The following is a 23,104-nucleotide window of genomic DNA, read 5'->3' on the forward strand; positions in this document are numbered from 1 at the left end:
ACTTTCAGGCCTCGTGTGGATTCACCCACGAGGCTTTTTTTATTACACTGACTGAAACGTTTTTGCCCTATGAGCTCCGGTTACAGGCGTTTCAGTCATAAATCCTCTGAATGAAACGCGTTGTGAATCATCCTGCTCTGACAACTCAATTTCAGGAGCCTTTATGAATCCACAATTGTTACGCGTAACAAATCGAATCATTGAACGTTCGCGCGAGACTCGCTCTGCTTACCTCGCCCGGATAGAACAAGCGAAAACTTCGACCGTTCATCGTTCGCAGTTGGCATGTGGTAACCTGGCACACGGTTTCGCTGCCTGCCAGCCAGAAGACAAAGCCTCTTTGAAAAGCATGTTGCGTAACAATATCGCCATCATCACTTCCTATAACGACATGCTCTCCGCACACCAGCCTTATGAACACTATCCAGAAATCATTCGTAAAGCCCTGCATGAAGCGAATGCGGTTGGTCAGGTTGCGGGCGGTGTTCCGGCGATGTGTGATGGTGTCACCCAGGGGCAGAATGGAATGGAATTGTCGCTGTTAAGCCGCGAAGTGATTGCGATGTCTGCGGCGGTGGGGCTGTCCCATAACATGTTTGATGGTGCGCTGTTCCTCGGTGTGTGCGACAAGATTGTCCCCGGGCTGACGATGGCAGCCCTGTCGTTTGGGCATTTGCCTGCGGTGTTTGTGCCGTCAGGTCCGATGGCAAGCGGTTTGCCAAATAAAGAAAAAGTGCGTATTCGCCAGCTTTATGCCGAAGGTAAAGTGGACCGCATGGCGCTGCTGGAGTCAGAAGCTGCGTCTTATCATGCGCCGGGAACATGTACTTTCTACGGTACTGCCAACACCAACCAGATGGTGGTGGAGTTTATGGGGATGCAGTTGCCAGGCTCTTCTTTTGTTCATCCGGATTCACCGCTGCGCGATGCTTTGACCGCTGCCGCTGCGCGCCAGGTTACACGCATGACCGGCAATGGTAATGAATGGATGCCGATCGGTAAGATGATCGATGAGAAAGTGGTGGTGAACGGTATCGTTGCACTGCTGGCGACCGGTGGTTCCACTAACCACACCATGCACCTGGTGGCGATGGCGCGCGCGGCTGGTATTCAGATTAACTGGGATGACTTCTCTGACCTTTCTGATGTTGTACCGCTGATGGCACGTCTCTACCCGAACGGTCCGGCCGATATTAACCACTTCCAGGCGGCAGGTGGCGTACCGGTTCTGGTGCGTGAACTGCTCAAAGCAGGCCTGCTGCATGAAGATGTCAATACGGTGGCAGGCTTTGGTCTGTCTCGTTATACCCTTGAACCATGGCTGAATAATGGTGAACTGGACTGGCGGGAAGGGGCGGAAAAATCACTCGACAGCAATGTGATCGCTTCCTTCGAACAACCTTTCTCTCATCATGGTGGGACAAAAGTGTTAAGCGGTAACCTGGGCCGCGCGGTTATGAAAACCTCTGCCGTGCCGGTTGAGAACCAGGTGATTGAAGCGCCTGCGGTTGTTTTTGAAAGCCAGCATGACGTTATGCCGGCCTTTGAAGCGGGTTTGCTGGACCGCGATTGTGTCGTTGTTGTCCGTCATCAGGGGCCAAAAGCGAACGGAATGCCAGAATTACATAAACTCATGCCGCCACTTGGTGTATTATTGGACCGGTGTTTCAAAATTGCGTTAGTTACTGATGGACGACTCTCCGGCGCTTCAGGTAAAGTGCCGTCAGCTATCCACGTAACACCAGAAGCCTACGATGGCGGGCTGCTGGCAAAAGTGCGCGACGGGGACATCATTCGTGTGAATGGACAGACAGGCGAACTGACGCTGCTGGTAGACGAAGCGGAACTGGCTGCTCGCGAACCACACATTCCTGACCTGAGCGCGTCACGCGTGGGAACAGGACGTGAATTATTCAGCGCCTTGCGCGAAAAACTGTCCGGTGCCGAACAGGGCGCAACCTGTATCACTTTTTAAGACGACAAATTTGTAATCAGGCGAGAGAAAACTCTGATGAAAAACTGGAAAACAAGTGCAGAATCAATCCTCACCACCGGCCCGGTTGTACCGGTTATCGTGGTAAAAAAACTGGAACACGCGGTGCCGATGGCAAAAGCGTTGGTTGCTGGTGGGGTGCGCGTTCTGGAAGTGACTCTGCGTACCGAGTGTGCAGTTGACGCTATCCGTGCTATCGCCAAAGAAGTGCCTGAAGCGATTGTGGGTGCCGGTACGGTGCTGAATCCACAGCAGCTGGCAGAAGTCACCGAAGCGGGTGCACAGTTCGCAATTAGCCCGGGTCTGACCGAGCCGCTGCTGAAAGCTGCTACCGAAGGGACTATTCCTCTGATTCCGGGGATCAGCACTGTTTCCGAACTGATGCTGGGTATGGACTACGGTTTGAAAGAGTTCAAATTCTTCCCGGCTGAAGCTAACGGCGGCGTGAAAGCCCTGCAGGCGATCGCGGGTCCGTTCTCCCAAGTCCGTTTCTGCCCGACAGGTGGTATTTCTCCGGCTAACTACCGTGACTACCTGGCGCTGAAAAGCGTGCTCTGCATCGGTGGTTCCTGGCTGGTTCCGGCAGATGCGCTGGAAGCGGGCGATTACGACCGCATTACTAAGCTGGCGCGTGAAGCTGTAGAAGGCGCTAAGCTATAAAAGTCAAAATGCCCGATCGTGAATCGGGCATTTTTGTAGCGTTTTTCGCCGGGGTTAAGCTTGTACTTTTACCTGTGCTGCGGCGTGCTTTGCGCGCTCAATCGCTTCATCAACACTCTCAGCGGTCGCCAGCGCTACACCCAGACGACGGCTGCCATCAATTTCCGGCTTACCAAATAAACGAATCTGCAAACCTGCCCCTACGGCATTCTGCACATTATTAAACGTGACATTCTGACTGGTCAGTTGTGGCAGGATAACGGCAGAAGCTGCAGGGCCATACTGGCGGATCCCGCCAACCGGAAGTCCGAGGAAAGCACGCACATGCAGGGCAAATTCCGAGAGATCCTGAGAAATTAACGTCACCATCCCGGTATCATGTGGGCGAGGGGAGACCTCACTGAAAATCACCTCATCACCACAGACAAACAGCTCGACACCAAACAGCCCATAACCGCCCAGTGCCAGCACCACTTTACGGGCAATCTCTTGCGCACGTTCCAAAGCCAGCTGGCTCATTTGCTGTGGTTGCCAGGATTCACGATAGTCGCCATCTTCCTGGCGATGACCTACCGGTGCACAGAAATGGACGCCATCCACCGCGCTGACGGTTAGCAGGGTAATTTCGAAATCAAACTTAACGACGCCTTCAACAATTACGCGGCCCGCTCCGGCGCGACCGCCTTGCTGAGCGTACTCCCATGCATGAGCAAGTTGCTCTGCAGAACGAATAAACGTCTGCCCCTTGCCGGAGGAACTCATCACCGGTTTAACAATACAGGGGTAGCCAATGGCGGCAACCGCCTCGCGGAAAAGGTTTTCGTTATCGGCAAAACGATAAGTGGAAGTGGGCAGCTGCAGCTCTTCTGCCGCCAGGCGACGGATACCCTCGCGATTCATCGTTAATTTCGTTGCGCGAGCGCAGGGGACAACATTCACTCCTTCCTCTTCAAGTTGGATCAGCATATCGGTGGCAATAGCTTCGATCTCCGGCACGATATAATGCGGTTTTTCCAGTTCAACCACACGACGTAATGCATCACCATCAAGCATATTAATGACATGGGAGCGATGCGCGACATGCATAGCTGGCGCGTCGGTATAGCGATCGACGGCAATCACCTCTACGCCGAGACGCTGACACTCGATGGCCACTTCTTTACCCAGTTCACCGGAGCCTAATAACATCACGCGAGTTGCTGCCGGACGCAGCGCAGTGCCTAATAACGTCATAAAAAATATCCCCTGATTAATTCCGCGCGCAGTATAAACGAAAACGTTTGCGCGTGTCTTTATTGTTGATGTTGATTTCCCAATCTAGAAGAAATATACTGTATAAAATCACAGTTATTATGAGAGGCTGCAAATGGCGGTTGAAGTTAAATACGTAGTCATTCGTGAGGGCGAAGAGAAAATGTCGTTTACCAGCAAAAAGGAAGCCGATGCTTATGACAAAATGCTTGATACGGCGGATCTGCTTGACACCTGGCTGACAAATTCTCCAGTGCAAATGGAAGACGAGCAACGTGAAGCCCTTTCGCTATGGCTGGCAGAACAAAAAGATGTGCTGAGCACCATTCTGAAAACCGGCAAATTACCGTCCCCACAGGTCGTCGGTGCTGAATCCGAAGAGGAAGATGCCTCACACGCGGCCTGAAGCAACTTGCGCTCCTGACAATTTGTACCATGCTTTCTCCTGAATCATTGTGCTATGGAGAAAAACATGAAAAAAAGAGGGGCGTTTTTAGGGCTGTTGTTGGTTTCTGCCTGCGCATCAGTTTTCGCTGCCAATAATGAAACCAGCAAGTCGGTCACTTTCCCAAAGTGTGAAGGTCTGGATGCTGCCGGAATTGCCGCGAGCGTAAAACGTGATTATCAACAAAATCGCGTGGCGCGCTGGGCAGATGATCAAAAAATTGTCGGTCAGGCCGATCCTGTGGCATGGGTCAGTTTGCAGGACATTCAGGGTAAAGATGATAAATGGTCAGTACCGCTAACCGTGCGTGGTAAAAGTGCCGATATTCATTACCAGGTCAGCGTGGACTGCAAAGCGGGAATGGCGGAATATCAGCGGCGTTAATGGCCTCTGATAATTCGATTGACCGTCGGCGGATGCGGCGCGAGTGCCTGGTCCGCCCTACAAGGCACTTCAATCGTAGGCCTGGGAAGACGCAACAGCGTCGCATCGGGCAATCAGCATCAAACAATGCCACTCAAAACGTCAAATTACGTTCACCTAAAATACCCTTATCACCTGATATACAGTGAACACCTTACCTGGCGCGAATTTCTTTGAATAACGGCCTGCCGACCCGCTTATTTGCGCATCTTTTGTCTCGATATACATTTTCTGACATCCTCATCCGCTATGCTACAGGCACTAAAAATGGTTATTGAGGAGCAAATATGGCTAACTGGTTAAATCAACTGCAATCCCTGCTTGGGCAAAGCAGTTCTTCTACCTCCTCGTCTGCGGATCAGGGATTGGGCAAACTTTTAGTGCCTGGCGCATTAGGCGGACTGGCTGGGCTGCTGGTCGCAAATAAATCAGCACGTAAACTTCTTACGAAATATGGCACCAACGCGTTGCTGCTTGGCGGCGGAGCAGTAGCGGGTACGGTGCTGTGGAATAAATACAAAGATAAAATTCGCGCGGCGCATCAGGACGAACCGCAGTTTGGCGCGCAAAGTACGCCGCTGGATGAGCGTACGGCACGTTTGATCCTTGCGCTGGTCTTTGCCGCTAAAAGTGATGGTCATATTGATGCCAGAGAACGTGCGGCAATCGACCAGCAATTGCGTGAAGCCGGCGTGGAAGAGCAGGGGCGTTTACTCATTGAGCAGGCAATCGAACAACCGCTGGATCCACAACGCCTGGCTACCGGGGTCCGCAATGAAGAAGAGGCGCTGGAAATCTATTTCCTGAGCTGCGCGGCTATTGATATTGACCATTTTATGGAACGCAGTTACCTGAATGCACTGGGTGACGCGCTGAAAATCCCCCAGGATGTTCGTGAAGGCATTGAACGAGATCTCGAACAGCAAAAACGTACTTTGGTGGAATAATTCCGCTCTCTGGATAGCCTGAAGTTGACTATTTCGGGCTATCCAGAACCGCACAGCCATTTGAACTGGCTGATCTTCTCTGTCTGCATAACATTCGAAATCCGCGCCATTACCTGTCATCATCTAAGCAATGACTCCCCTGTTTCGCTTGCATCCCCGGTGAGTTTTGCCACCCTTATAAGATGTTTCAACCAGAAAGAACAATAACATGCTACCAAAAGCCGCTCGCATTCCCCACGCCATGACGCTTCATGGCGATACGCGCATCGATAATTACTACTGGCTGCGGGACGATACGCGTTCTCAGCCGGAAGTCCTGGACTACCTGCAGCAAGAAAATAGTTACGGTCATCGGGTGATGGCCTCGCAACAAGCCTTACAGGATCGCATCTTAAAGGAAATCATCGACCGCATTCCGCAAAGAGAAGTTTCTGCTCCCTACATCAAAAATGGCTACCGCTATCGGCATATTTATGAACCAGGCTGTGAATATGCTATCTACCAGCGTCAATCGGCGTTCAGCGAAGAGTGGGATGAGTGGGAAACATTGCTCGATGCCAACAAGCGCGCGGCGCACAGTGAGTTTTATTCGATGGGCGGAATGGCGATTACGCCCGATAACACCATTATGGCACTGGCAGAAGATTTTCTTTCCCGACGCCAGTACGGCATTCGTTTTCGTAATCTGGAAACAGGTAACTGGTATCCGGAACTGCTGGATAACGTTGAACCCAGCTTTGTCTGGGCGAATGACTCCTGGACGTTTTACTACGTACGTAAGCATCCGGTGACGCTGCTGCCTTATCAGGTCTGGCGTCACGCCATCGGTACGCCGGCATCGCACGATAAACTGATTTACGAAGAAAAAGACGATACCTATTACGTCAGCCTGCATAAAACGACGTCGAAGCACTATGTTGTCATTCATCTGGCCAGCGCCACAACCAGTGAAGTTCGCCTGTTGGACGCGGAAATGGCCGATGCTGAGCCGTTTGTTTTTCTGCCACGCCGCAAAGATCACGAATACAGCCTTGATCACTACCAGCAGCGGTTTTATCTGCGTTCCAACCGCAATGGTAAAAACTTTGGCTTATACCGTACCCGTATGCGTGATGAACAACAGTGGGAAGAGTTAATTCCGCCACGCGATAACATTATGCTGGAAGGGTTTACGCTGTTTACCGACTGGCTGGTGGTTGAAGAGCGTCAGCGCGGGTTAACCAGTTTGCGCCAAATCAACCGCAAGACCCGGGAAGTCATTGGCATTGCCTTTGATGATCCGGCCTATGTGACCTGGATTGCCTACAATCCAGAACCTGAAACCGCGCGATTGCGTTATGGTTATTCTTCCATGACCACACCAGATACTTTGTTTGAACTGGATATGGATACCGGTGAGCGTCGTGTATTAAAACAAACGGAAGTTCCCGGTTTTGATGCGGCGAATTACCGCAGTGAACACCTGTGGATAGTCGCCCGTGATGGCGTCGAAGTCCCGGTTTCGCTGGTTTATCATCGCAAACATTTTCGCAAAGGACACAACCCGCTACTGGTGTATGGCTACGGTTCTTACGGCGCAAGTATTGATGCTGATTTCAGTTTTAGCCGCTTGAGTTTGTTGGATCGTGGATTTGTCTACGCCATTGTCCATGTTCGCGGCGGTGGTGAGCTGGGGCAACAATGGTACGAAGACGGAAAATTTCTGAAGAAGAAAAATACGTTTAATGATTATCTTGATGCCTGCGATGCATTGTTAAAACTGGGCTATGGCTCTCCTTCGCTCTGTTATGCGATGGGCGGGAGTGCGGGGGGCATGTTGATGGGCGTTGCAATTAATCAACGCCCGGAATTGTTCCACGGCGTTATCGCCCAGGTACCGTTTGTTGATGTTGTAACAACAATGCTTGATGAATCAATTCCTCTTACCACCGGCGAATTCGAAGAGTGGGGGAATCCGCAGGATCCGCAATATTACGAGTACATGAAAAGCTACAGCCCCTATGACAACGTCACCGCACAGGCTTATCCGCATTTACTGGTAACGACTGGTTTACACGATTCTCAGGTGCAATATTGGGAACCGGCAAAATGGGTCGCTAAATTGCGCGAGCTGAAAACCGATAACCATCTTTTATTGCTCTGTACCGACATGGACTCAGGCCATGGCGGTAAATCTGGTCGCTTTAAATCGTACGAAGGCGTAGCGATGGAATATGCTTTTCTGGTCGCGCTGGCGCAGGGAACATTACCCGCTAAGCCAGCAGATTAAGTATTTTCCAGATAATGCTTCAGTGTTAAACGCAGTTCCGGGCTCATGCTGTCCAGGTTATTAAATAACCAGCGCAGATAGCCCGGATCGCGTTCGGCAACGTCGGAAACCGCTTTGCCACGGTATTTGCCAAAGGTGAAGGTCGTCATCAACGATGGACGTCCGGTGATATCGGCCATCTGTTCTGCCGTCCAGCCGGAGGTGTTCATAATATCGATAAGCAACGCAGCGGTGATATAACAGTCATACAACGCGCGGTGATGATGCAGGCCCGGCGGCGTCTGTACATTGAGCTTCCGTGTTTTATATAACGCCATATTGCTGTACTTGATCCCTGGCCACAGACGACGGGCCAGTTTCATAGTGCAAATCCACTCACCGGGCATCTCAGGCAGTACGCGGCGGTCAAAGCTGGCGTTGTGCGCGACATACCATTCACTACCGTAATAGTGCGGGATCACATCTTCAATCCACGGTTTATCGGCGACCATGGCTTCGGTGATGCGATGAATCGCCATCGCCTGTGGACTAATAGGACGATCGGGGCGCACCAGGTGGCTCATGGGGTTGACGATTTTTCCGTCAATGACATCAACAGAGGCAATCTCAACGATCCCTCCCTGCAAACCGCAGGTTTCTGTATCGATAATGCGCAACATGGCATGCTCCAGGCCGAAAAAGCCTAGCGTAATGGAATGATATCGCCTTGCCAACCCTGTGATGAACGCTGACCGACTAACAATAATGAACCACGATCGGCGCGAACGATGAGACGACCATGTTCATCCCATAGTGCACTGTTACCACGGGCATTTGCCATCAGCACGGCAATTGAGTACTGATGTGAAAAAAATTGTAAGCGGCGGGTAGATGCCAGTAGGTCGGGTTCCCCCAGACATTGCCCTGTCGTAAACAGTGAACAGGTCGGGTCCATATCCATACCTTCCGGTTGTTCATCGACCACCGTGATGGTTCTGGAACGACGGCCCAGACATGCACCATGACTCTGATGGTAGATCCCTGGCGTTTTTCGCCACGGTGCGAACACCGCAATTCCACGAATAAAGCGATCGTTATATTCAACGGGAAGGCCGGCAATGATGGTCATTCGCAAGGTCGTTGCAGCATAACAAAGCGGGTCTAACAGCGAGAGATCGGGTGGGGCAGGAAGGGCACGTCGCGAATAATCACACCCCAGTAAAGAAAGCGATGGAAAAACTAACAGCTGACATTGTTGCCTGGCGGCGGCCCTCACAAACTCCAGATGATGAGCTACCTGTTCGGTCAGTGAGGTTTTACGAGGCTCATATTGCGCTGCTGCAACTTTCCAGAACGACATAATGACTTCCTTTTCAAAATGACTGCAAATTATGGGTGCGGTTTAGAAAATACTCATAATTTAGCAGGCGTTATGTAAGAAAGTGTAACTCTGTATAAGTTTTATTTAAGTTTGGGCTCGTAAGGTAAACGTGACAGATTGACCGAAGCCAAACGGTGGGCGATAAGCCGCTCGCGAAACCAGCTGCGCAAATGTTCAGGCTGTTCACGTTCAACCGCTTCAGCGATCACCGGCATATTGTAGCGTTCTTTAAATGCCACCCCGGCTGCCGCCAAATCGACATTCACTTTATCCATTTCTGTTTGATCCAGTTTAGCCAGATTCTTCAGCATTCTTAATCTCCTCATCATTCGCGGGCAAAAGTTACTAAGAGTGAGCCTGGATGGCAAGCCGGAATTGATGATCCTCGACTCAGACATTAGACAAGGTTATGCTCTGTAAAAAAGTTATTACAAAAAGGAATAGATAATATGACTTCAACTGCACGCTCCCTTCGCTACGCGCTGGCAATCCTGACCACTACGTTGGTGACACCTTCCGTCTGGGCACATGCGCATTTAACGCATCAGTATCCTGCGGCAAACGCGCAAGTGACAGCTGCCCCGCAGGCAATCACTTTAAACTTCTCGGAAGGCGTTGAAACAGGATTCAGTGGTGCAAAAATCACGGGGCCAAAAAACGAAAATATTAAAACATTACCGGCGAAGCGGAATGAGCAGGACCAAAAGCAACTGATTGTTCCACTGGCCGATTCGCTGAAACCCGGAACCTACACCGTTGACTGGCATGTTGTTTCGGTGGACGGGCATAAAACGAAAGGACACTACACCTTTAGCGTGAAATAAATCATGCTGGCGTTTACCTGGATCGCGCTGCGATTTATCCATTTCACCTCGCTGATGCTGGTTTTTGGCTTCGCAATGTACGGTGCCTGGCTGGCCCCCTTAACGATTCGTCGCTTGCTGACGAAGCGTTTTCTGCGTTTACAACAGCACGCTGCCGTCTGGAGTTTGATCAGTGCCACTGCGATGCTCGCCGTTCAGGGCGGGTTGATGGGAACGGGATGGTCAGATGTATTTTCGCCAAACATTTGGCAGGCTGTTTTGCAAACGCAGTTTGGTGGCGTCTGGTTATGGCAAATTGTTCTCGCCCTCGTAACGTTGATCGTCGCCCTTATGCAACCGCGGAATATGCCACGTTTGCTGTTTATGCTCACTACCGCGCAATTTATTCTGCTGGCGGGAGTCGGGCATGCGACGCTGAATGAAGGGGTAACGGCGAAAATCCATCAGACTAATCACGCGATTCACCTGATCTGTGCGGCGGCGTGGTTTGGAGGATTACTTCCGGTGCTCTGGTGTATGCAACTCATCAAAGGCCGTTGGCGACACCAGGCTATTCAGGCGCTGATGCGTTTTTCCTGGTGCGGGCATTTTGCGGTGATCGGCGTACTGGCAAGCGGCGTGCTTAATGCATTGTTGATTACCAGATTTCCCCCCACGCTTACGACTTACTGGGGCCAACTCTTATTGCTCAAAGCCATCCTGGTGATGATTATGGTGGTCATCGCGCTGGCTAATCGTTATGTTCTTGTACCGCGCATGAGGCAGGATGAAGATCGTGCGGCTCCCTGGTTTGTGTGGATGACTAAACTCGAATGGGCGATAGGTGCGGTAGTGCTGGTGATCATCAGCCTGCTTGCGACTCTCGAACCTTTTTGATGGATTACGAAAATGATGAAAAAAAGTATTCTGGCGTTTCTGTTACTCACCAGTTCTGCAGCGGCGCTGGCGGCACCGCAGGTGATTACCGTCAGTCGTTTTGAAGTGGGTAAAGACAAATGGGCATTTAACCGCGAAGAGGTGATGCTGACATGCCGACCGGGCCATGCGTTGTATGTTATTAATCCGAGTACCCTCGTGCAGTATCCTTTGAACGATATCGCACAAAAGGAAGTCGCCAGCGGGAAGACCAATGCCCAGCCCATTTCGGTGATTCAGATTGATGATCCTAACAATCCAGGTGAAAAAATGAGTCTGGCACCGTTTATAGAGCGAGCTGAAAAACTCTGTTAATTACCTAAAATAGCCTTTTGATTTCCAATAAAAAACCGCCTCAGTTCTTTCACCAGAACAGGCGGTTTTTAACATTTAAGCTGATGACCATCACGCTTTTTATTGACCATTTTGCACGCAAACTGGAAAACCTGGCGTCGTCATCTATTCTTAAAGGGCAAGGCAACTAAGCCTGCATTAATGCCAACTTTTAGCGCACGGCTCTCTCCCAAGAGCCATTTCCCTGGACCGAATACAGGAATCGTGTTCGGTCTCTTTTTATCTGTTAAAAGCCAGAAGCATTCCCTTCGCTGACTTTATAGTCAACCATAACACACACTCTACTGTCTGAGTCCAGCGTTTTTTAACATTCTTGTTAAGATTATGTGATCTTTAGCCCGGGAGGAAAATATTGATGAAACAGCCTGCGCCCGTTTATCAGAGAATTGCGGGTCATCAATGGCGACATATCTGGCTTTCAGGCGATATACACGGTTGTCTTGAGCAGTTGCGCCGCAAATTATGGCATTGTCGTTTTGATCCGTGGCGAGATTTACTTATCTCAGTGGGAGACGTTATCGATCGTGGGCCGCAAAGTTTACGTTGCCTGCAGTTACTGGAACAACATTGGGTTCGTGCGGTAAGAGGCAATCATGAACAGATGGCGATGGATGCGCTGGCATCCCAGCAGATGTCTTTGTGGTTGATGAATGGCGGCGACTGGTTTATTGCGCTGGCAGATAATCAACAGAAACAAGCGAAAACGGCGCTGGAAAAATGTCAGTATTTGCCCTTTATTCTTGAAGTACACAGTCGCACCGGCAAACATGTTATTGCCCATGCCGATTATCCGGATGATGTTTATGAATGGCAAAAGGACGTCGATTTGCATCAGGTCTTGTGGAGCCGCTCACGATTACGTGAAGGCCAAAAAGGGCAGGGAATTACAGGTGCTGATCATTTCTGGTTTGGTCATACACCGTTGCGCCATCGCGTGGATATTGGCAACCTGCATTATATTGATACCGGTGCTGTCTTTGGGGGAGAACTGACTCTTGTGCAATTGCAATAATTAAAAATCACCGTACTCCTGTGCAGGTCGCCAGAAACCATCTATAAAATCCTCAATCGGAAAACAACCGCCATGGCGGATCCGTTGATCGCTCATAGAATAAAGACACTGTTGTTCCGTGTTGTAGACATCCACAACAATATCTTCACAACCGCCATCCAGGTAGCAAACAAAAAGTACCAGCGCGAACATTTCATCCCCGAAGTGTGGTGCCGTACCGTTAAGTTTAGGAGAGATTTTACAACGGGGGAATAACCAGGACAAATAACCCGCCATGCCGACGGGTTCTTTTTGGATCAGGCAAGACGCATAATCCAGGCATCAGATTGTTGATCGTAACGGGTACGGTAAAGGACAGAGTGTTCGCCATTTAGCAGGGCAGGGATACTGGTTTCAGCATCCCAGGCATCCAGTTGCATACATAAATCGGGGTCTGATTTACAAGGAATGGTTAACGTTCGATCACCCGGCGATTCGCCGTGTAATTCGCCGTCGTCGATTTCAAAAGCGCCTATGCGCACACTGGTTTTCATCTTCGTGCTCTCCATTTAGCTGCCGGTTGTGGTACGACCAGTCCGATCGCACCATTTTTCAGCCTAGTTGAGGCAGCCGAATGTGCCAGTCAAAAAGTGCGCTTTTTTTGTGCGCTATCAGGCGTTACCTGTAAAAAGTTTCCCGTCCCGCACCAGTTCACGCGGGTAGCTGTTTTTCAGTCGCGAACCAATCCGTTTGGCTAAACCAATCGGCTGATGCTGGAAAGTAACCAATACATCATCCGCTACTGGCGCGGCTTGCGGGTAAACATCGCGCCCGCGATACCATTCTTCCGCTTCCTGCGGTGTCAGTTCAAAAGCGTTCACATTGTCGGGGGAGGCAAGGGCAATAACCGCTTCATGCTGCCAGCGATAACCTTTGTTATGTGTTTCGGCAAGTTTAATCCCCAACCGAGAAAATCGGACTTTACCGATCAAGGCTTCAATGCCCACCGGGAACAACCACAGTTCTTTGTCGCGTTGCCAGAGTCGCAGGTTTCCATCCCAGTTTAAGCCAACACTTGCAGCCGCCTGACGAATTTGACCGGCTTCGCGATCTTTCACCGGGCTAAACGGGAAATTGCCCACTTTGTATTTTGGGGCGGGAAAGACGGGGATCGCCTGAGTTTTACGCAGACGAGCAACGAAGAAGCCTTCGCAGTCGTAAATTTGTGGGAAAACATGCAAAAAGCCTTCTTCGGTCAGCGCCTTATTTGCACCAGGGAAGAGATCGCCAAGCGGTAAAAACTCTACTGCGTCGGGGTAAGTCTCTTTCAGCCACCGGCAGACGGCTTCATTTTCTTCCTGGTTTAAGGTACAGGTCGAGTAAACCAGCGTACCGCCAGGGCGTAATGCATGAAAGGCGCTGTCGATCAGTTCCCGTTGGGTAGCTGCGATTTCCTGATTGCTTTCTGGTGACCAGTTTTTTAGCGCATCGGGATCTTTACGCACCACGCCTTCGCCGGAGCAGGGAGCGTCCAGCAAAATGGCATCGAACATTTCTGGTAATGCCGCACCAAATACACGGCCATCAAAATGCGTGAGCGCAACATTACGGATGCCACAGCGGCTGATATTGGCATGTAACACTTTTACCCGACTGGCGGAAAACTCATTGGCAAGGATCGCCCCTTCGTTATTCATCCGCGCGGCAATTTGCGTCGTTTTGGAGCCGGGCGCGGCAGCGACATCCATCACCCGCTGTGGTGCATTACCGTCAGCAAACAAGGCGGCGACGGGCAACATTGAACTGGCTTCCTGAATATAAAACAGGCCACTTAAATGCTCGGCGGTACTACCCAATGGCAAGGCATCTTCATCGTCGCGTTCAATCCAGAAACCTTCTTCACACCACGGAATTGGCGTAAGCGTCCAGCCATAAGGGGCGGTTAATTGCAGGAAATCAGCAACGGAGATTTTCAGCGTATTAACGCGAATACTGCGGCGCAACGGGCGCTGACAGGCGGCAAGAAAATCATCAAATGAGAGCGTCGAAGGCATTGCTTCGCGCATTTGTGTCAGAAAGGCGTCCGGGAAATAAACGGTGTGTTGGGCCACGAGCATGTACCACTGGCAAAAAAACAGGCACGCAGTTTAGCATAAACGCTCCGGCGCAGGCACGCCGGAGCAGTGGGCATTATTTGGGAAGCGCTGTTCCCCATTCACGCCACTCTTTCGGTTCACTTTCCTGCAACAGGAAGTGCTTGCCTTCCTGGGCTTTCGGTGCCAGCGGCGTACCCGGAGGCGTAGCGAAGGCGATGCCGCCACGGATAAACTGGTTAAAGGTGCCGGTTTTCACGACGCCGCCCGTCAGACCAAAGTCCAGACTGTAACCCGATGCCAACCAGAAGACGGAATTGTTACGCACCAGGTGTTGATAGCGTTTACTGATGCGCATCGCAATCATCACGCGATCTGACAATGTCCCCAGCGTCATTCCGGTAACCGTACCGACTTCCAGACCACGGAACAGCACAGGCGTACCGATGCCTAACGAACCGGCTTCCGGCGCTTCAACAATAATGCTTAAGCCATCCAGGTAACGCGAATCAGTTATGGTGGCCTCTTGTAATTCAAAGTCGCGGCGAGGATTGCCCCGGCCTGGTTCGACGTTGATATACGGCTGGAGGATAGTATCAAGATGCTCAACGCCAGCTGCCGAAATTTGCGGTGTGACCACTGAGAAGCGTGTACCACCGCGTGCAAAGGTCTGGACATATTCCGGATAGAGTACCGCCTTTGCCTGTACTTCATTGCGCGCGGTAATCAGATCCAGCGTCTGGATTTGCCCGATATCAATACCGAGATAGCGAATTGGCATCCCGACCGCCAGTTTTCCGGCATCGAAAGCGTGAAGCGTAATTTGCCCTCCAACCGCACGGGCCGCTGTTTCGGAAGCATACAGAATTCGCTTGTCGCCTTTACGCTGACTGGCGCTGGCACCGCTGAGGTTATCGAAGCTAATAGCTCCCTTTAATGCTCTGGAGAGCGGGGATGCCTGTACAGTCAGACCACTACCATTTAGCTGAACTTTCGCCCCACCTTCTGCCCAGAACACGCTGTTGCTGGTCAGAAGGTTGCTATACTCCGGCTTAATATGCAGATCGATATCAAACGCGTTAGCTCGCGGACGCACAGTAATAACTTCACCAACTTCAAATTTACGGTATAGCACTACCGATCCTGCCTGCACATCCGGCAGCGTCTCTGCACTCAAACTCACGGTTGTGGTGGGTAAATCGCTAAGGCTGTTCTCCAGCGCTTTTTCCAGATTGGCATACAGTGGATAGCTGGCTTTCATCTCGCCTTTATCGCCTGGCAGAATACGTATCCCGCCGTTAATCCATTCTGAGGCGCTGGCACCGAGAAACTCAACGCCATCCAGCCCCACCTTCACGTCGACACGGCTGTTGACGACAAATTTGCTATCGCCTTTTACCAGTTCGCGATGCTGAGGCTCGATGGCGACGGTAAAGGTGACGCCTTTGCTGGTGAGTTTACGATCGATAACCTGGCCTACCTGCACGCCGTGAAGAATGAGCGGCTGACCAGCATCAATGCCGTAACTTTCTGGTGCTGTCAGGGTCAGTGTCAGAACATCCGGCTCTTGTAGCAGGGCTTTTTCGCCAGGAACAACAATAAACTCTTTACGTGGCTCACCGTCGCCCGGCACCAACTCGAAGGTTTTGCCGGTCAGCAAGGCACTGAGATTAGCATCGCTAAGGGATAATTTTGGATTACGTAATTCGATGCGGGTATTTTCCCGTAACAGCGTGACGACGCTGGGATCAACGGTCATTTCCCCAGTGACTTTACCACCAGGATTTAAATCCAGTTTAGTCAGCTGTCCGACTTCCAGCCCCTGATACATTAACGGCGTCGAGTCGGCGGTTAATCCGGCCCCACTCGGCAGTTCCAGTTTTATTATTACGCCACGCTGGCTGTGGGCCAGATCTTCATACAGACCAAAGGTATCTTCCGCCTCGGCAGGTTTCGACTCTTCAGGTGAATCGAAGGCAATCGCACCGTTAACCAGTGCCGCCAGACTTTCCAGTTTCACCTTCGCACCACTGATACTGACGTTGGCATCAACGCCAGAAACGTTCCAGAAACGGCTACCTTTTTTCACCAGATCGGTAAAACGCCGCTCGATCAGGACATCTATCACCACACCTTGTTTATTGGGATTGATGGCATAGTCGTAGACTTTACCCACCGGGATCTTGCGGAAATAGACCAGTGAACCACTGTTCAGTGAACCGAGATCGGGGGCTTGCAGGTGGATCATCAGATCGCCATTATCCAGCCGATATTTCGGTTGGGTATCGAGTGCGACAAAGTGATCCTGCTCTTTACCTTTACCCGGCATCATGCCGATATAGTTACCCCCGACGAGGGCGTCCAGCCCGGAGACACCTGCCAACGAGGCTTTTGGCGTCACCAGCCAGAACTGTGTCTCCTCGCGCAGCGCATCTTTCATATCGGACTTGATGCTGACTTTGACTTCAATCTTACGAAGATCGTCGCTCAGGCTGATATCCTGCACTGTTCCGACCTCAACGCCCTGATAACGAACAGGTGTGCGGCCCGGGACGATACCGTCCGCCGACATAAAGTCGATGGTGACGGTATTACCCCGATCCTGATAACTGTCCCAAATCAGCCAACCGGCAATCATAAGCGCGATGAACGGCAGCAGCCAGAAAGGTGAGATACGGCGTTTATTTTTAATCTGCGCTTCAGTCGTCGAAGCGGGCGTTTCCTGACTCATGTGCATCCCAAAGTAAGCGGCTGTCCAGCCATTCCACAGCAAGAATAGTCAAAATTACCGCTGCGCCGAAATAAAACGCAGCCGGTCCCATAGTAAAAGCGAGGATCTGATCGCGATTAATTAGCGACATGGTTAAAGATATGACAAACAGGTCGAGCATCGACCAGCGACCGATCCAGGTCACCATCCGCAGTAACAGAATGCGTGTGCGTAAACCTTGCTGGCATTTAAAATGAATGCTCAACAGTAAAGTGAACATGACGATCACTTTGGTAAATGGCACCAGAATACTGGCGATAAACACGATTCCGGCGACCGCAATGTTGCTACTTGCCAGCGACATAATCCCGGAAAGAATCGTATCTTCCTGCCGCCCACCATTCAGATAAATGATAGAAATAGGTAACAGGTTGGCAGGTAACAACAACACGATTGATGCTAACAGCGCCGCCCAGCACTTTTGCAGACTATGACGGCGACGCAGGCGTAGCGGGATATGGCAACGCGGGCAGCGACCACGCTGATCGGGATAGCCGGTAAAATGGCATCCCAGGCAGACACGAAGTTTCTCGTCCCTACGCGTAGCGGGGCGCTGTGGATAAAATCGCGCCCACAGTTCCTCGACATTAAGATGTGACAACGTCACCGTGGTCAATATCACTAATGCAACAAAAGAGAACAGACCAATACCCGCCTGAATGTGCGCATAATCCTGCACCTTTATAGAAGCAACGCCAATACCGACCAGATAGATGTCCAGCATCACCCACTCTTTCAATCGCTCAAGCATCAGCAGTACCGGGCGTAGATTCATTCCCAGTCGGTTACCAAACCATAAATAAGCTATGGAGGTCACCAGAATAAGGGGGGCACCAATAACGCAAAAAAAGACCATCGCCCCCGTTATTGCATCGCCCTGTTTGGTCATTTGCCAGATGCCTTGCATGACATTGGCGTCAATACGAATACCTAACAGCCAGATATGCAACAGCGGTTCGCCCCAGGCAAACGGCATCAGCAACAGCATGGTGAATGCCATTGCTGCCAGGCGCGTTAGCGACCAGTCGCGCCCGTCACGAATTTTTGCCTGACAGCGCGGACAATAGGCACTTTGATGAGAGTTTATCTCGGGTAGGCTAAACAGCATGTCACATTGCGGGCAACGTTGGTAATCACCACGCGGCAGTTCCTCGCAAATTGCCCTCACTGTTATCTTTTTTGTCGGCGTAATTTGTGGTGTGTTAAGAGCCATGACGTGCCAAATGTAATAAGAATTAACATTAATCTTAACCCATGATGGGAATGATCTTGAGCATTAACGCATTTAATGCTTATTTTAATAGGCTGGCAGTTCCAGGTAAGACAACCAAGTGATTACATAATGAACAAAACAGAATTTTACGCGGATTTAAACCGTGACTTTAACGCGCTGATGGCGGGAGAAACCAGTTTTCTGGCAACGCTTGCGAACACCAGTGCGTTGTTATATGAGCGTCTCACTGACGTAAACTGGGCAGGTTTTTATTTACTTGAGGACGAGACGTTGGTTCTCGGACCGTTTCAGGGCAAAATTGCTTGTGTACGCATCCCCGTCGGGCGCGGTGTGTGTGGCACTGCAGTTGCCCGTAATGAAGTGCAGCGAATCGAGGATGTTCACGCTTTTGACGGACATATTGCCTGTGATGCAGCAAGTAATTCTGAAATTGTCCTGCCGCTGGTGGTGAAAAATCAGATTATTGGTGTTCTCGATATCGACAGTACCGTCTTTGGTCGCTTTACAGACGAGGACGAGCAGGGCTTACGTCAGCTTGTGGCACAGCTTGAAAAGGTGCTTGCAATGACGGATTACAAAAAATTCTTTGCGAGCGTCGCAGGATAATCAACGGATAACGTAGCATTTACTGATGGCGTCATTATAATGACGCCTGTTCATGCCTGCGCTTGTTGGCTACGTCCGTTGTAATCAGGAAATTTCATGGAAAATCAACCTAAGTTGAATAGCAGTAAAGAAGTAATCGCGTTTCTGGCCGAACGTTTTCCCCACTGTTTCAGTGCGGAAGGTGAAGCGCGTCCGCTGAAAATCGGTATTTTTCAGGATTTGGTCGATCGTGTTGCCGGGGAAATGAACCTGAGCAAAACGCAATTGCGATCCGCTTTACGTCTCTATACCTCGAGCTGGCGTTACCTTTACGGTGTTAAACCCGGCGCAACGCGTGTCGATCTTGACGGCAACCCATGCGGTGAGCTGGACGAGCAACATGTAGAGCATGCTCGCAAGCAGCTTGAAGAAGCGAAAGCACGTGTTCAGGCACAGCGTGCTGAGCAGCAAGCGAAAAAACGCGAAGCTGCCGCAGCTGCTGGTGAGAAAGAAGACGCACCGCGCCGCGAACGCAAGCCACGTCCGACCACGCCACGCCGCAAAGAAGGCGCTGAGCGTAAACCACGTGCGCAAAAGTCGGTAGAGAAAGCGCCAAAAACAGCAAAAGCACCTCGCGAAGAACAGCACACCCCAGTTTCTGACATTTCAGCTCTGACTGTCGGACAAGCCCTGAAGGTGAAAGCGGGTCAAAACGCGATGGATGCCACCGTATTAGAAATCACCAAAGACGGCGTCCGCGTCCAACTGAATTCGGGTATGTCTTTGATTGTGCGCGCAGAACACCTGGTGTTCTGAAACGGAGGCCGGGCCAGGCATGAACATGTTTTTTAGGCTTACCGCGTTAGCTGGCCTGCTTGCAATAGCAGGCCAGACCTTCGCTGTAGAAGATATCACGCGTGCTGATCAAATTCCGGTGTTAAAGGAAGAGACGCAGCATGCGACGGTGAGTGAGCGCGTAACGTCGCGCTTCACCCGTTCTCATTATCGCCAGTTCGACCTCGATCAGGCATTTTCGGCTAAAATCTTTGACCGCTACCTGAATCTGCTCGATTACAGCCACAACGTGCTGCTGGCAAGCGATGTTGAACAGTTCGCGAAAAAGAAAACCGAGTTAGGCGATGAACTTCGTTCAGGCAAACTCGACGTTTTCTACGATCTCTACAATCTGGCGCAAAAGCGCCGTTTTGAACGTTACCAGTACGCTTTGTCGGTACTGGAAAAGCCGATGGATTTTACCGGCAACGACACTTATAACCTTGACCGCAGCAAAGCTCCTTGGCCGAAAAACGAGGCTGAGTTGAACGCGCTGTGGGACAGTAAAGTCAAATTCGACGAGTTAAGTCTTAAGCTGACAGGAAAAACGGATAAAGAAATTCGTGAAACTCTGACTCGCCGCTACAAATTTGCCATTCGTCGTCTGGCGCAAACCAACAGCGAAGATGTTTTCTCGCTGGCAATGACGGCGTTTGCTCGTGAAATAGACCCGCATACCAACTATCTTTCCCCGCGTAATACCGAACAGTTCAACACTGAAATGAGTTTGTCGCTGGAAGGTATTGGCGCAGTGCTGCAAATGGATGATGACTACACCGTTATCAATTCGATGGTGGCAGGTGGCCCGGCAGCGAAGAGTAAAGCTATCAGCGTTGGTGACAAAATTGTCGGTGTTGGTCAAACAGGCAAGCCGATGGTTGACGTGATTGGCTGGCGTCTTGATGACGTGGTTGCCTTAATTAAAGGGCCGAAGGGCAGTAAAGTTCGTCTGGAAATTTTACCTGCTGGTAAAGGGACCAAGACCCGTACTGTAACGTTGACCCGTGAACGTATTCGCCTCGAAGACCGCGCGGTTAAAATGTCGGTGAAGACCGTCGGTAAAGAGAAAGTTGGCGTGCTGGATATTCCTGGCTTCTATGTGGGTTTGACAGATGATGTCAAAGTACAACTGCAGAAACTGGAAAAACAGAATGTCAGCAGTGTGATCATCGACCTGCGTAGCAATGGCGGTGGGGCGTTGACCGAGGCAGTATCGCTTTCAGGCCTGTTTATTCCTGCAGGTCCGATTGTTCAGGTTCGTGATAACAACGGTAAAGTTCGTGAAGACAGCGATACCGACGGTCAGGTCTTCTATAAAGGCCCGCTGGTGGTGCTGGTTGACCGCTTTAGTGCTTCGGCTTCAGAAATCTTTGCTGCGGCAATGCAGGATTACGGTCGTGCGCTGGTTGTGGGTGAACCGACATTTGGTAAAGGCACTGTCCAGCAGTACCGTTCATTGAACCGTATTTACGATCAGATGTTACGTCCTGAATGGCCAGCTTTGGGTTCTGTTCAATACACGATCCAGAAATTCTATCGCGTTAACGGCGGCAGTACGCAACGTAAGGGCGTAACGCCAGACATCATCATGCCGACAGGTAATGAAGAAACGGAAACGGGAGAGAAATTTGAAGATAACGCGCTGCCGTGGGATAGCATTGATGCTGCAACCTATGTGAAATCAGGCGATTTAACGGCCTTTGAACCGGAGTTGCTGAAGGCGCATAATGCGCGTATCGCGAAAGATCCTGAGTTCCAGAACATCATGAAGGATATCGCGCGCTTCAACGCCATGAAGGACAAGCGCAATATCGTTTCTCTGAATTACGCGGTGCGTGAGAAAGAGAATAATGAAGATGATGCGACGCGTCTGGCGCGTTTGAACGAACGCTTTAAACGCGAAGGTAAACCGGAGTTGAAGAAGCTGGATGATCTACCGAAAGATTACCAGGAACCGGATCCTTATCTGGATGAGACGGTGAATATCGCACTCGATTTGGCGAAGCTTGAAAAAGCCAGACCCGCGGAACAACCCGCTCCCGTCAAGTAACATCAATCAGGCACAAGAAATTGTGCCTGATTTTTTAACAGCGGCAAGATGCCGTAAATCAGATGCTACAAAATGTAAAGTTGTGTCTTTCTGGTGACTTACGCACTATCCAGACTTGAAAATAGTCGCGTAACCCATACGATGTGGGTATCGCATATTGCGTTTTGTTAAACTGAGGTAAAAAGAAAATTATGATGCGAATCGCGCTCTTCCTGCTAACGAACCTGGCCGTAATGGTCGTTTTCGGGCTGGTACTGAGCCTGACAGGGATACAGTCGAGCAGCGTTCAGGGGCTGATGATCATGGCCTTGCTGTTCGGTTTTGGTGGTTCCTTCGTTTCGCTTCTGATGTCCAAATGGATGGCATTACGATCTGTTGGCGGGGAAGTGATCGAGCAACCGCGTAACGAAAGGGAACGTTGGCTGGTCAATACTGTAGCAACCCAGGCTCGTCAGGCGGGGATCGCTATGCCGCAAGTGGCTATCTACCATGCGCCGGACATCAACGCTTTTGCAACCGGTGCGCGCCGTGATGCCTCTCTGGTTGCTGTCAGCACCGGTTTGTTGCAGAACATGAGCCCGGATGAAGCTGAGGCGGTAATTGCTCACGAAATCAGTCACATCGCCAATGGTGATATGGTCACCATGACGCTGATTCAGGGCGTGGTGAACACCTTCGTTATCTTTATTTCACGTATTCTGGCGCAGCTGGCTGCTGGCTTCATGGGCGGTAACCGTGACGAAGGTGAAGAGAGCAACGGCAACCCACTGATCTACTTTGCCGTCGCGACGGTGCTGGAACTGGTGTTTGGTATTCTGGCGAGCATTATCACCATGTGGTTCTCGCGTCACCGTGAATTCCACGCCGATGCGGGTTCAGCAAAACTGGTTGGTCGTGAGAAAATGATTGCCGCGCTGCAACGTCTGAAAACCAGCTATGAACCACAAGAAGCAACCAGCATGATGGCTTTCTGTATTAACGGGAAGTCGAAATCGCTCAGTGAGTTGTTCATGACTCACCCGCCGCTGGATAAACGTATTGAAGCTCTGCGTACGGGTGAATACCTGAAGTAATATGAAGTAAATACTAAAAAGCGCGTCCTGATC

The 23,104-nt window shown here is 50.8% G+C and carries 23 protein-coding genes; 14 read left to right on the top strand and 9 right to left on the bottom strand.

The annotated features are described in order from the left end of the window. Positions 1-163 precede the first annotated feature (163 nt). Both edd and kdgA read left to right on the top strand, forming a co-directional pair. Positions 164-1,975 (top strand): phosphogluconate dehydratase, encoded by a 1,812-nt coding sequence (gene edd / locus BGE37_RS07780; RefSeq protein ID WP_032184422.1) that lies wholly within the window; start codon positions 164-166, stop codon positions 1,973-1,975. Between the two features lie 36 nt (positions 1,976-2,011). Next, entirely contained in the window at positions 2,012-2,653 is a 642-nt protein-coding gene (gene kdgA / locus BGE37_RS07785; RefSeq protein WP_000800512.1) for a bifunctional 4-hydroxy-2-oxoglutarate aldolase/2-dehydro-3-deoxy-phosphogluconate aldolase, read from the top strand. A gap of 54 nt (positions 2,654-2,707) precedes the next feature. Here the strand turns inward: kdgA and purT are convergent, their stop codons facing one another. Continuing rightward, positions 2,708-3,886 (bottom strand): formate-dependent phosphoribosylglycinamide formyltransferase, encoded by a 1,179-nt coding sequence (gene purT, locus BGE37_RS07790; protein WP_105287913.1) that lies wholly within the window; start codon positions 3,884-3,886, stop codon positions 2,708-2,710. A gap of 133 nt (positions 3,887-4,019) precedes the next feature. On the opposite strand from purT, the gene yebG reads away from it, so the two are divergent. The 4 genes from yebG to ptrB all read left to right on the top strand — a co-directional run bounded on the left by yebG (position 4,020) and on the right by ptrB (position 7,988). Next, positions 4,020-4,310, top strand: coding sequence for a DNA damage-inducible protein YebG (yebG, locus tag BGE37_RS07795; RefSeq protein WP_000257738.1), 291 nt, complete (start codon positions 4,020-4,022; stop codon positions 4,308-4,310). A gap of 66 nt (positions 4,311-4,376) precedes the next feature. Then, positions 4,377-4,733, top strand: a complete 357-nt coding sequence (gene yebF / locus BGE37_RS07800) for a protein YebF (RefSeq protein WP_001295500.1) — start codon at positions 4,377-4,379, stop codon at positions 4,731-4,733. 326 nt (positions 4,734-5,059) lie between these two features. Further along, positions 5,060-5,719 (top strand): tellurite resistance TerB family protein, encoded by a 660-nt coding sequence (locus tag BGE37_RS07805; RefSeq protein WP_105287914.1) that lies wholly within the window; start codon positions 5,060-5,062, stop codon positions 5,717-5,719. Positions 5,720-5,927: 208 nt separating this feature from the next. Next, the gene (gene ptrB / locus BGE37_RS07810) at positions 5,928-7,988 is read left to right on the top strand and encodes an oligopeptidase B (RefSeq protein WP_105287915.1); all 2,061 of its coding nucleotides are present in this window, start codon (positions 5,928-5,930) and stop codon (positions 7,986-7,988) included. Here the strand turns inward: ptrB and exoX are convergent. The 3 genes from exoX to holE all read right to left on the bottom strand — a co-directional run bounded on the left by exoX (position 7,985) and on the right by holE (position 9,659). Further along, a complete protein-coding gene (exoX, locus tag BGE37_RS07815; protein ID WP_000944256.1) occupies positions 7,985-8,647 on the bottom strand; it encodes an exodeoxyribonuclease X in 663 nt (220 codons plus the stop codon). The two genes, ptrB and exoX, sit on opposite strands and share 4 nt — an antisense overlap. 23 nt (positions 8,648-8,670) lie before the next feature. Beyond that, positions 8,671-9,327, bottom strand: a complete 657-nt coding sequence (gene yobB / locus BGE37_RS07820; protein ID WP_032184416.1) for a carbon-nitrogen hydrolase family protein YobB — start codon at positions 9,325-9,327, stop codon at positions 8,671-8,673. Positions 9,328-9,428: 101 nt separating this feature from the next. Next, a complete protein-coding gene (holE, locus tag BGE37_RS07825; protein WP_000916763.1) occupies positions 9,429-9,659 on the bottom strand; it encodes a DNA polymerase III subunit theta in 231 nt (76 codons plus the stop codon). A gap of 138 nt (positions 9,660-9,797) precedes the next feature. Between holE and yobA the strand changes: the two genes are divergently transcribed. From yobA to pphA, 4 genes are all read left to right on the top strand, one after another. Continuing rightward, entirely contained in the window at positions 9,798-10,172 is a 375-nt protein-coding gene (yobA, locus tag BGE37_RS07830) for a CopC domain-containing protein YobA (RefSeq protein WP_000204701.1), read from the top strand. Between the two features lie 3 nt (positions 10,173-10,175). Then, the gene (copD, locus tag BGE37_RS07835) at positions 10,176-11,048 is read left to right on the top strand and encodes a copper homeostasis membrane protein CopD (protein ID WP_000879324.1); all 873 of its coding nucleotides are present in this window, start codon (positions 10,176-10,178) and stop codon (positions 11,046-11,048) included. 12 nt (positions 11,049-11,060) lie between these two features. Beyond that, positions 11,061-11,402, top strand: coding sequence for a YebY family protein (locus BGE37_RS07840; RefSeq protein WP_000976467.1), 342 nt, complete (start codon positions 11,061-11,063; stop codon positions 11,400-11,402). A 394-nt stretch (positions 11,403-11,796) separates the two neighbouring features. Then, entirely contained in the window at positions 11,797-12,453 is a 657-nt protein-coding gene (gene pphA / locus BGE37_RS07845; protein ID WP_000812737.1) for a protein-serine/threonine phosphatase, read from the top strand. On the opposite strand, the gene BGE37_RS07850 is transcribed toward pphA, so the two are convergent. From BGE37_RS07850 to yebS, 5 genes are all read right to left on the bottom strand, one after another. Then, positions 12,454-12,645: a YebW family protein gene (locus BGE37_RS07850; protein WP_001296140.1), complete on the bottom strand. Its 192-nt coding sequence runs from the start codon at positions 12,643-12,645 to the stop codon at positions 12,454-12,456. A gap of 104 nt (positions 12,646-12,749) precedes the next feature. After that, positions 12,750-12,986 carry a YebV family protein gene (locus BGE37_RS07855; protein WP_001295499.1) on the bottom strand — a complete coding sequence of 79 codons (237 nt, stop codon included), beginning with the start codon at positions 12,984-12,986 and terminating at the stop codon, positions 12,750-12,752. Positions 12,987-13,103: 117 nt separating this feature from the next. Next, on the bottom strand, positions 13,104-14,543 hold the full coding sequence (gene rsmF, locus BGE37_RS07860) for a 16S rRNA (cytosine(1407)-C(5))-methyltransferase RsmF (protein WP_105287968.1): 1,440 nt from the start codon (positions 14,541-14,543) through the stop codon (positions 13,104-13,106). Between the two features lie 79 nt (positions 14,544-14,622). Continuing rightward, positions 14,623-17,256, bottom strand: coding sequence for a lipid-binding membrane homeostasis protein YebT (gene yebT / locus BGE37_RS07865; protein ID WP_105287916.1), 2,634 nt, complete (start codon positions 17,254-17,256; stop codon positions 14,623-14,625). Continuing rightward, entirely contained in the window at positions 17,225-18,508 is a 1,284-nt protein-coding gene (yebS, locus tag BGE37_RS07870) for a membrane integrity lipid transport subunit YebS (RefSeq protein WP_105267302.1), read from the bottom strand. The genes yebT and yebS overlap by 32 nt, the downstream gene beginning before the upstream one ends. 129 nt (positions 18,509-18,637) lie before the next feature. Between yebS and msrC the strand changes: the two genes are divergently transcribed. From msrC to htpX, 4 genes are all read left to right on the top strand, one after another. Further along, positions 18,638-19,135: an L-methionine (R)-S-oxide reductase gene (gene msrC / locus BGE37_RS07875; RefSeq protein WP_001043890.1), complete on the top strand. Its 498-nt coding sequence runs from the start codon at positions 18,638-18,640 to the stop codon at positions 19,133-19,135. A 96-nt stretch (positions 19,136-19,231) separates the two neighbouring features. Then, on the top strand, positions 19,232-19,930 hold the full coding sequence (gene proQ, locus BGE37_RS07880; RefSeq protein ID WP_039020727.1) for an RNA chaperone ProQ: 699 nt from the start codon (positions 19,232-19,234) through the stop codon (positions 19,928-19,930). A 19-nt stretch (positions 19,931-19,949) separates the two neighbouring features. Beyond that, the gene (gene prc, locus BGE37_RS07885) at positions 19,950-21,998 is read left to right on the top strand and encodes a carboxy terminal-processing peptidase (protein WP_001055790.1); all 2,049 of its coding nucleotides are present in this window, start codon (positions 19,950-19,952) and stop codon (positions 21,996-21,998) included. Positions 21,999-22,189: 191 nt separating this feature from the next. Further along, complete coding sequence (gene htpX / locus BGE37_RS07890) at positions 22,190-23,071, top strand: protease HtpX (RefSeq protein WP_000984517.1); 882 nt, start codon at positions 22,190-22,192, stop codon at positions 23,069-23,071. Positions 23,072-23,104: the final 33 nt, after the last annotated feature.

This window comes from Escherichia sp. MOD1-EC6300 (genome assembly GCF_002965045.1).
Lineage (GTDB): Bacteria > Pseudomonadota > Gammaproteobacteria > Enterobacterales > Enterobacteriaceae > Escherichia > Escherichia coli_F.

Bases quoted from the DNA above. Each gene is read 5' to 3' on its own strand.
- yebS (WP_105267302.1), bottom strand. From the start codon at position 18,508: ATGGCTCTTAACACACCACAAATTACGCCGACAAAAAAGATAACAGTG.
- htpX (WP_000984517.1), top strand. From the start codon at position 22,190: ATGATGCGAATCGCGCTCTTCCTGCTAACGAACCTGGCCGTAATGGTC.
- yebG (WP_000257738.1), top strand. From the start codon at position 4,020: ATGGCGGTTGAAGTTAAATACGTAGTCATTCGTGAGGGCGAAGAGAAA.
- holE (WP_000916763.1), bottom strand. From the start codon at position 9,659: ATGCTGAAGAATCTGGCTAAACTGGATCAAACAGAAATGGATAAAGTG.
- prc (WP_001055790.1), top strand. From the start codon at position 19,950: ATGAACATGTTTTTTAGGCTTACCGCGTTAGCTGGCCTGCTTGCAATA.
- exoX (WP_000944256.1), bottom strand. From the start codon at position 8,647: ATGTTGCGCATTATCGATACAGAAACCTGCGGTTTGCAGGGAGGGATC.
- pphA (WP_000812737.1), top strand. From the start codon at position 11,797: ATGAAACAGCCTGCGCCCGTTTATCAGAGAATTGCGGGTCATCAATGG.
- edd (WP_032184422.1), top strand. From the start codon at position 164: ATGAATCCACAATTGTTACGCGTAACAAATCGAATCATTGAACGTTCG.
- yobB (WP_032184416.1), bottom strand. From the start codon at position 9,327: ATGTCGTTCTGGAAAGTTGCAGCAGCGCAATATGAGCCTCGTAAAACC.
- yobA (WP_000204701.1), top strand. From the start codon at position 9,798: ATGACTTCAACTGCACGCTCCCTTCGCTACGCGCTGGCAATCCTGACC.
- kdgA (WP_000800512.1), top strand. From the start codon at position 2,012: ATGAAAAACTGGAAAACAAGTGCAGAATCAATCCTCACCACCGGCCCG.
- yebT (WP_105287916.1), bottom strand. From the start codon at position 17,256: ATGAGTCAGGAAACGCCCGCTTCGACGACTGAAGCGCAGATTAAAAAT.
- BGE37_RS07855 (WP_001295499.1), bottom strand. From the start codon at position 12,986: ATGAAAACCAGTGTGCGCATAGGCGCTTTTGAAATCGACGACGGCGAA.
- copD (WP_000879324.1), top strand. From the start codon at position 10,176: ATGCTGGCGTTTACCTGGATCGCGCTGCGATTTATCCATTTCACCTCG.
- BGE37_RS07850 (WP_001296140.1), bottom strand. From the start codon at position 12,645: ATGTTCGCGCTGGTACTTTTTGTTTGCTACCTGGATGGCGGTTGTGAA.
- proQ (WP_039020727.1), top strand. From the start codon at position 19,232: ATGGAAAATCAACCTAAGTTGAATAGCAGTAAAGAAGTAATCGCGTTT.
- BGE37_RS07840 (WP_000976467.1), top strand. From the start codon at position 11,061: ATGATGAAAAAAAGTATTCTGGCGTTTCTGTTACTCACCAGTTCTGCA.
- msrC (WP_001043890.1), top strand. From the start codon at position 18,638: ATGAACAAAACAGAATTTTACGCGGATTTAAACCGTGACTTTAACGCG.
- yebF (WP_001295500.1), top strand. From the start codon at position 4,377: ATGAAAAAAAGAGGGGCGTTTTTAGGGCTGTTGTTGGTTTCTGCCTGC.
- BGE37_RS07805 (WP_105287914.1), top strand. From the start codon at position 5,060: ATGGCTAACTGGTTAAATCAACTGCAATCCCTGCTTGGGCAAAGCAGT.
- ptrB (WP_105287915.1), top strand. From the start codon at position 5,928: ATGCTACCAAAAGCCGCTCGCATTCCCCACGCCATGACGCTTCATGGC.
- purT (WP_105287913.1), bottom strand. From the start codon at position 3,886: ATGACGTTATTAGGCACTGCGCTGCGTCCGGCAGCAACTCGCGTGATG.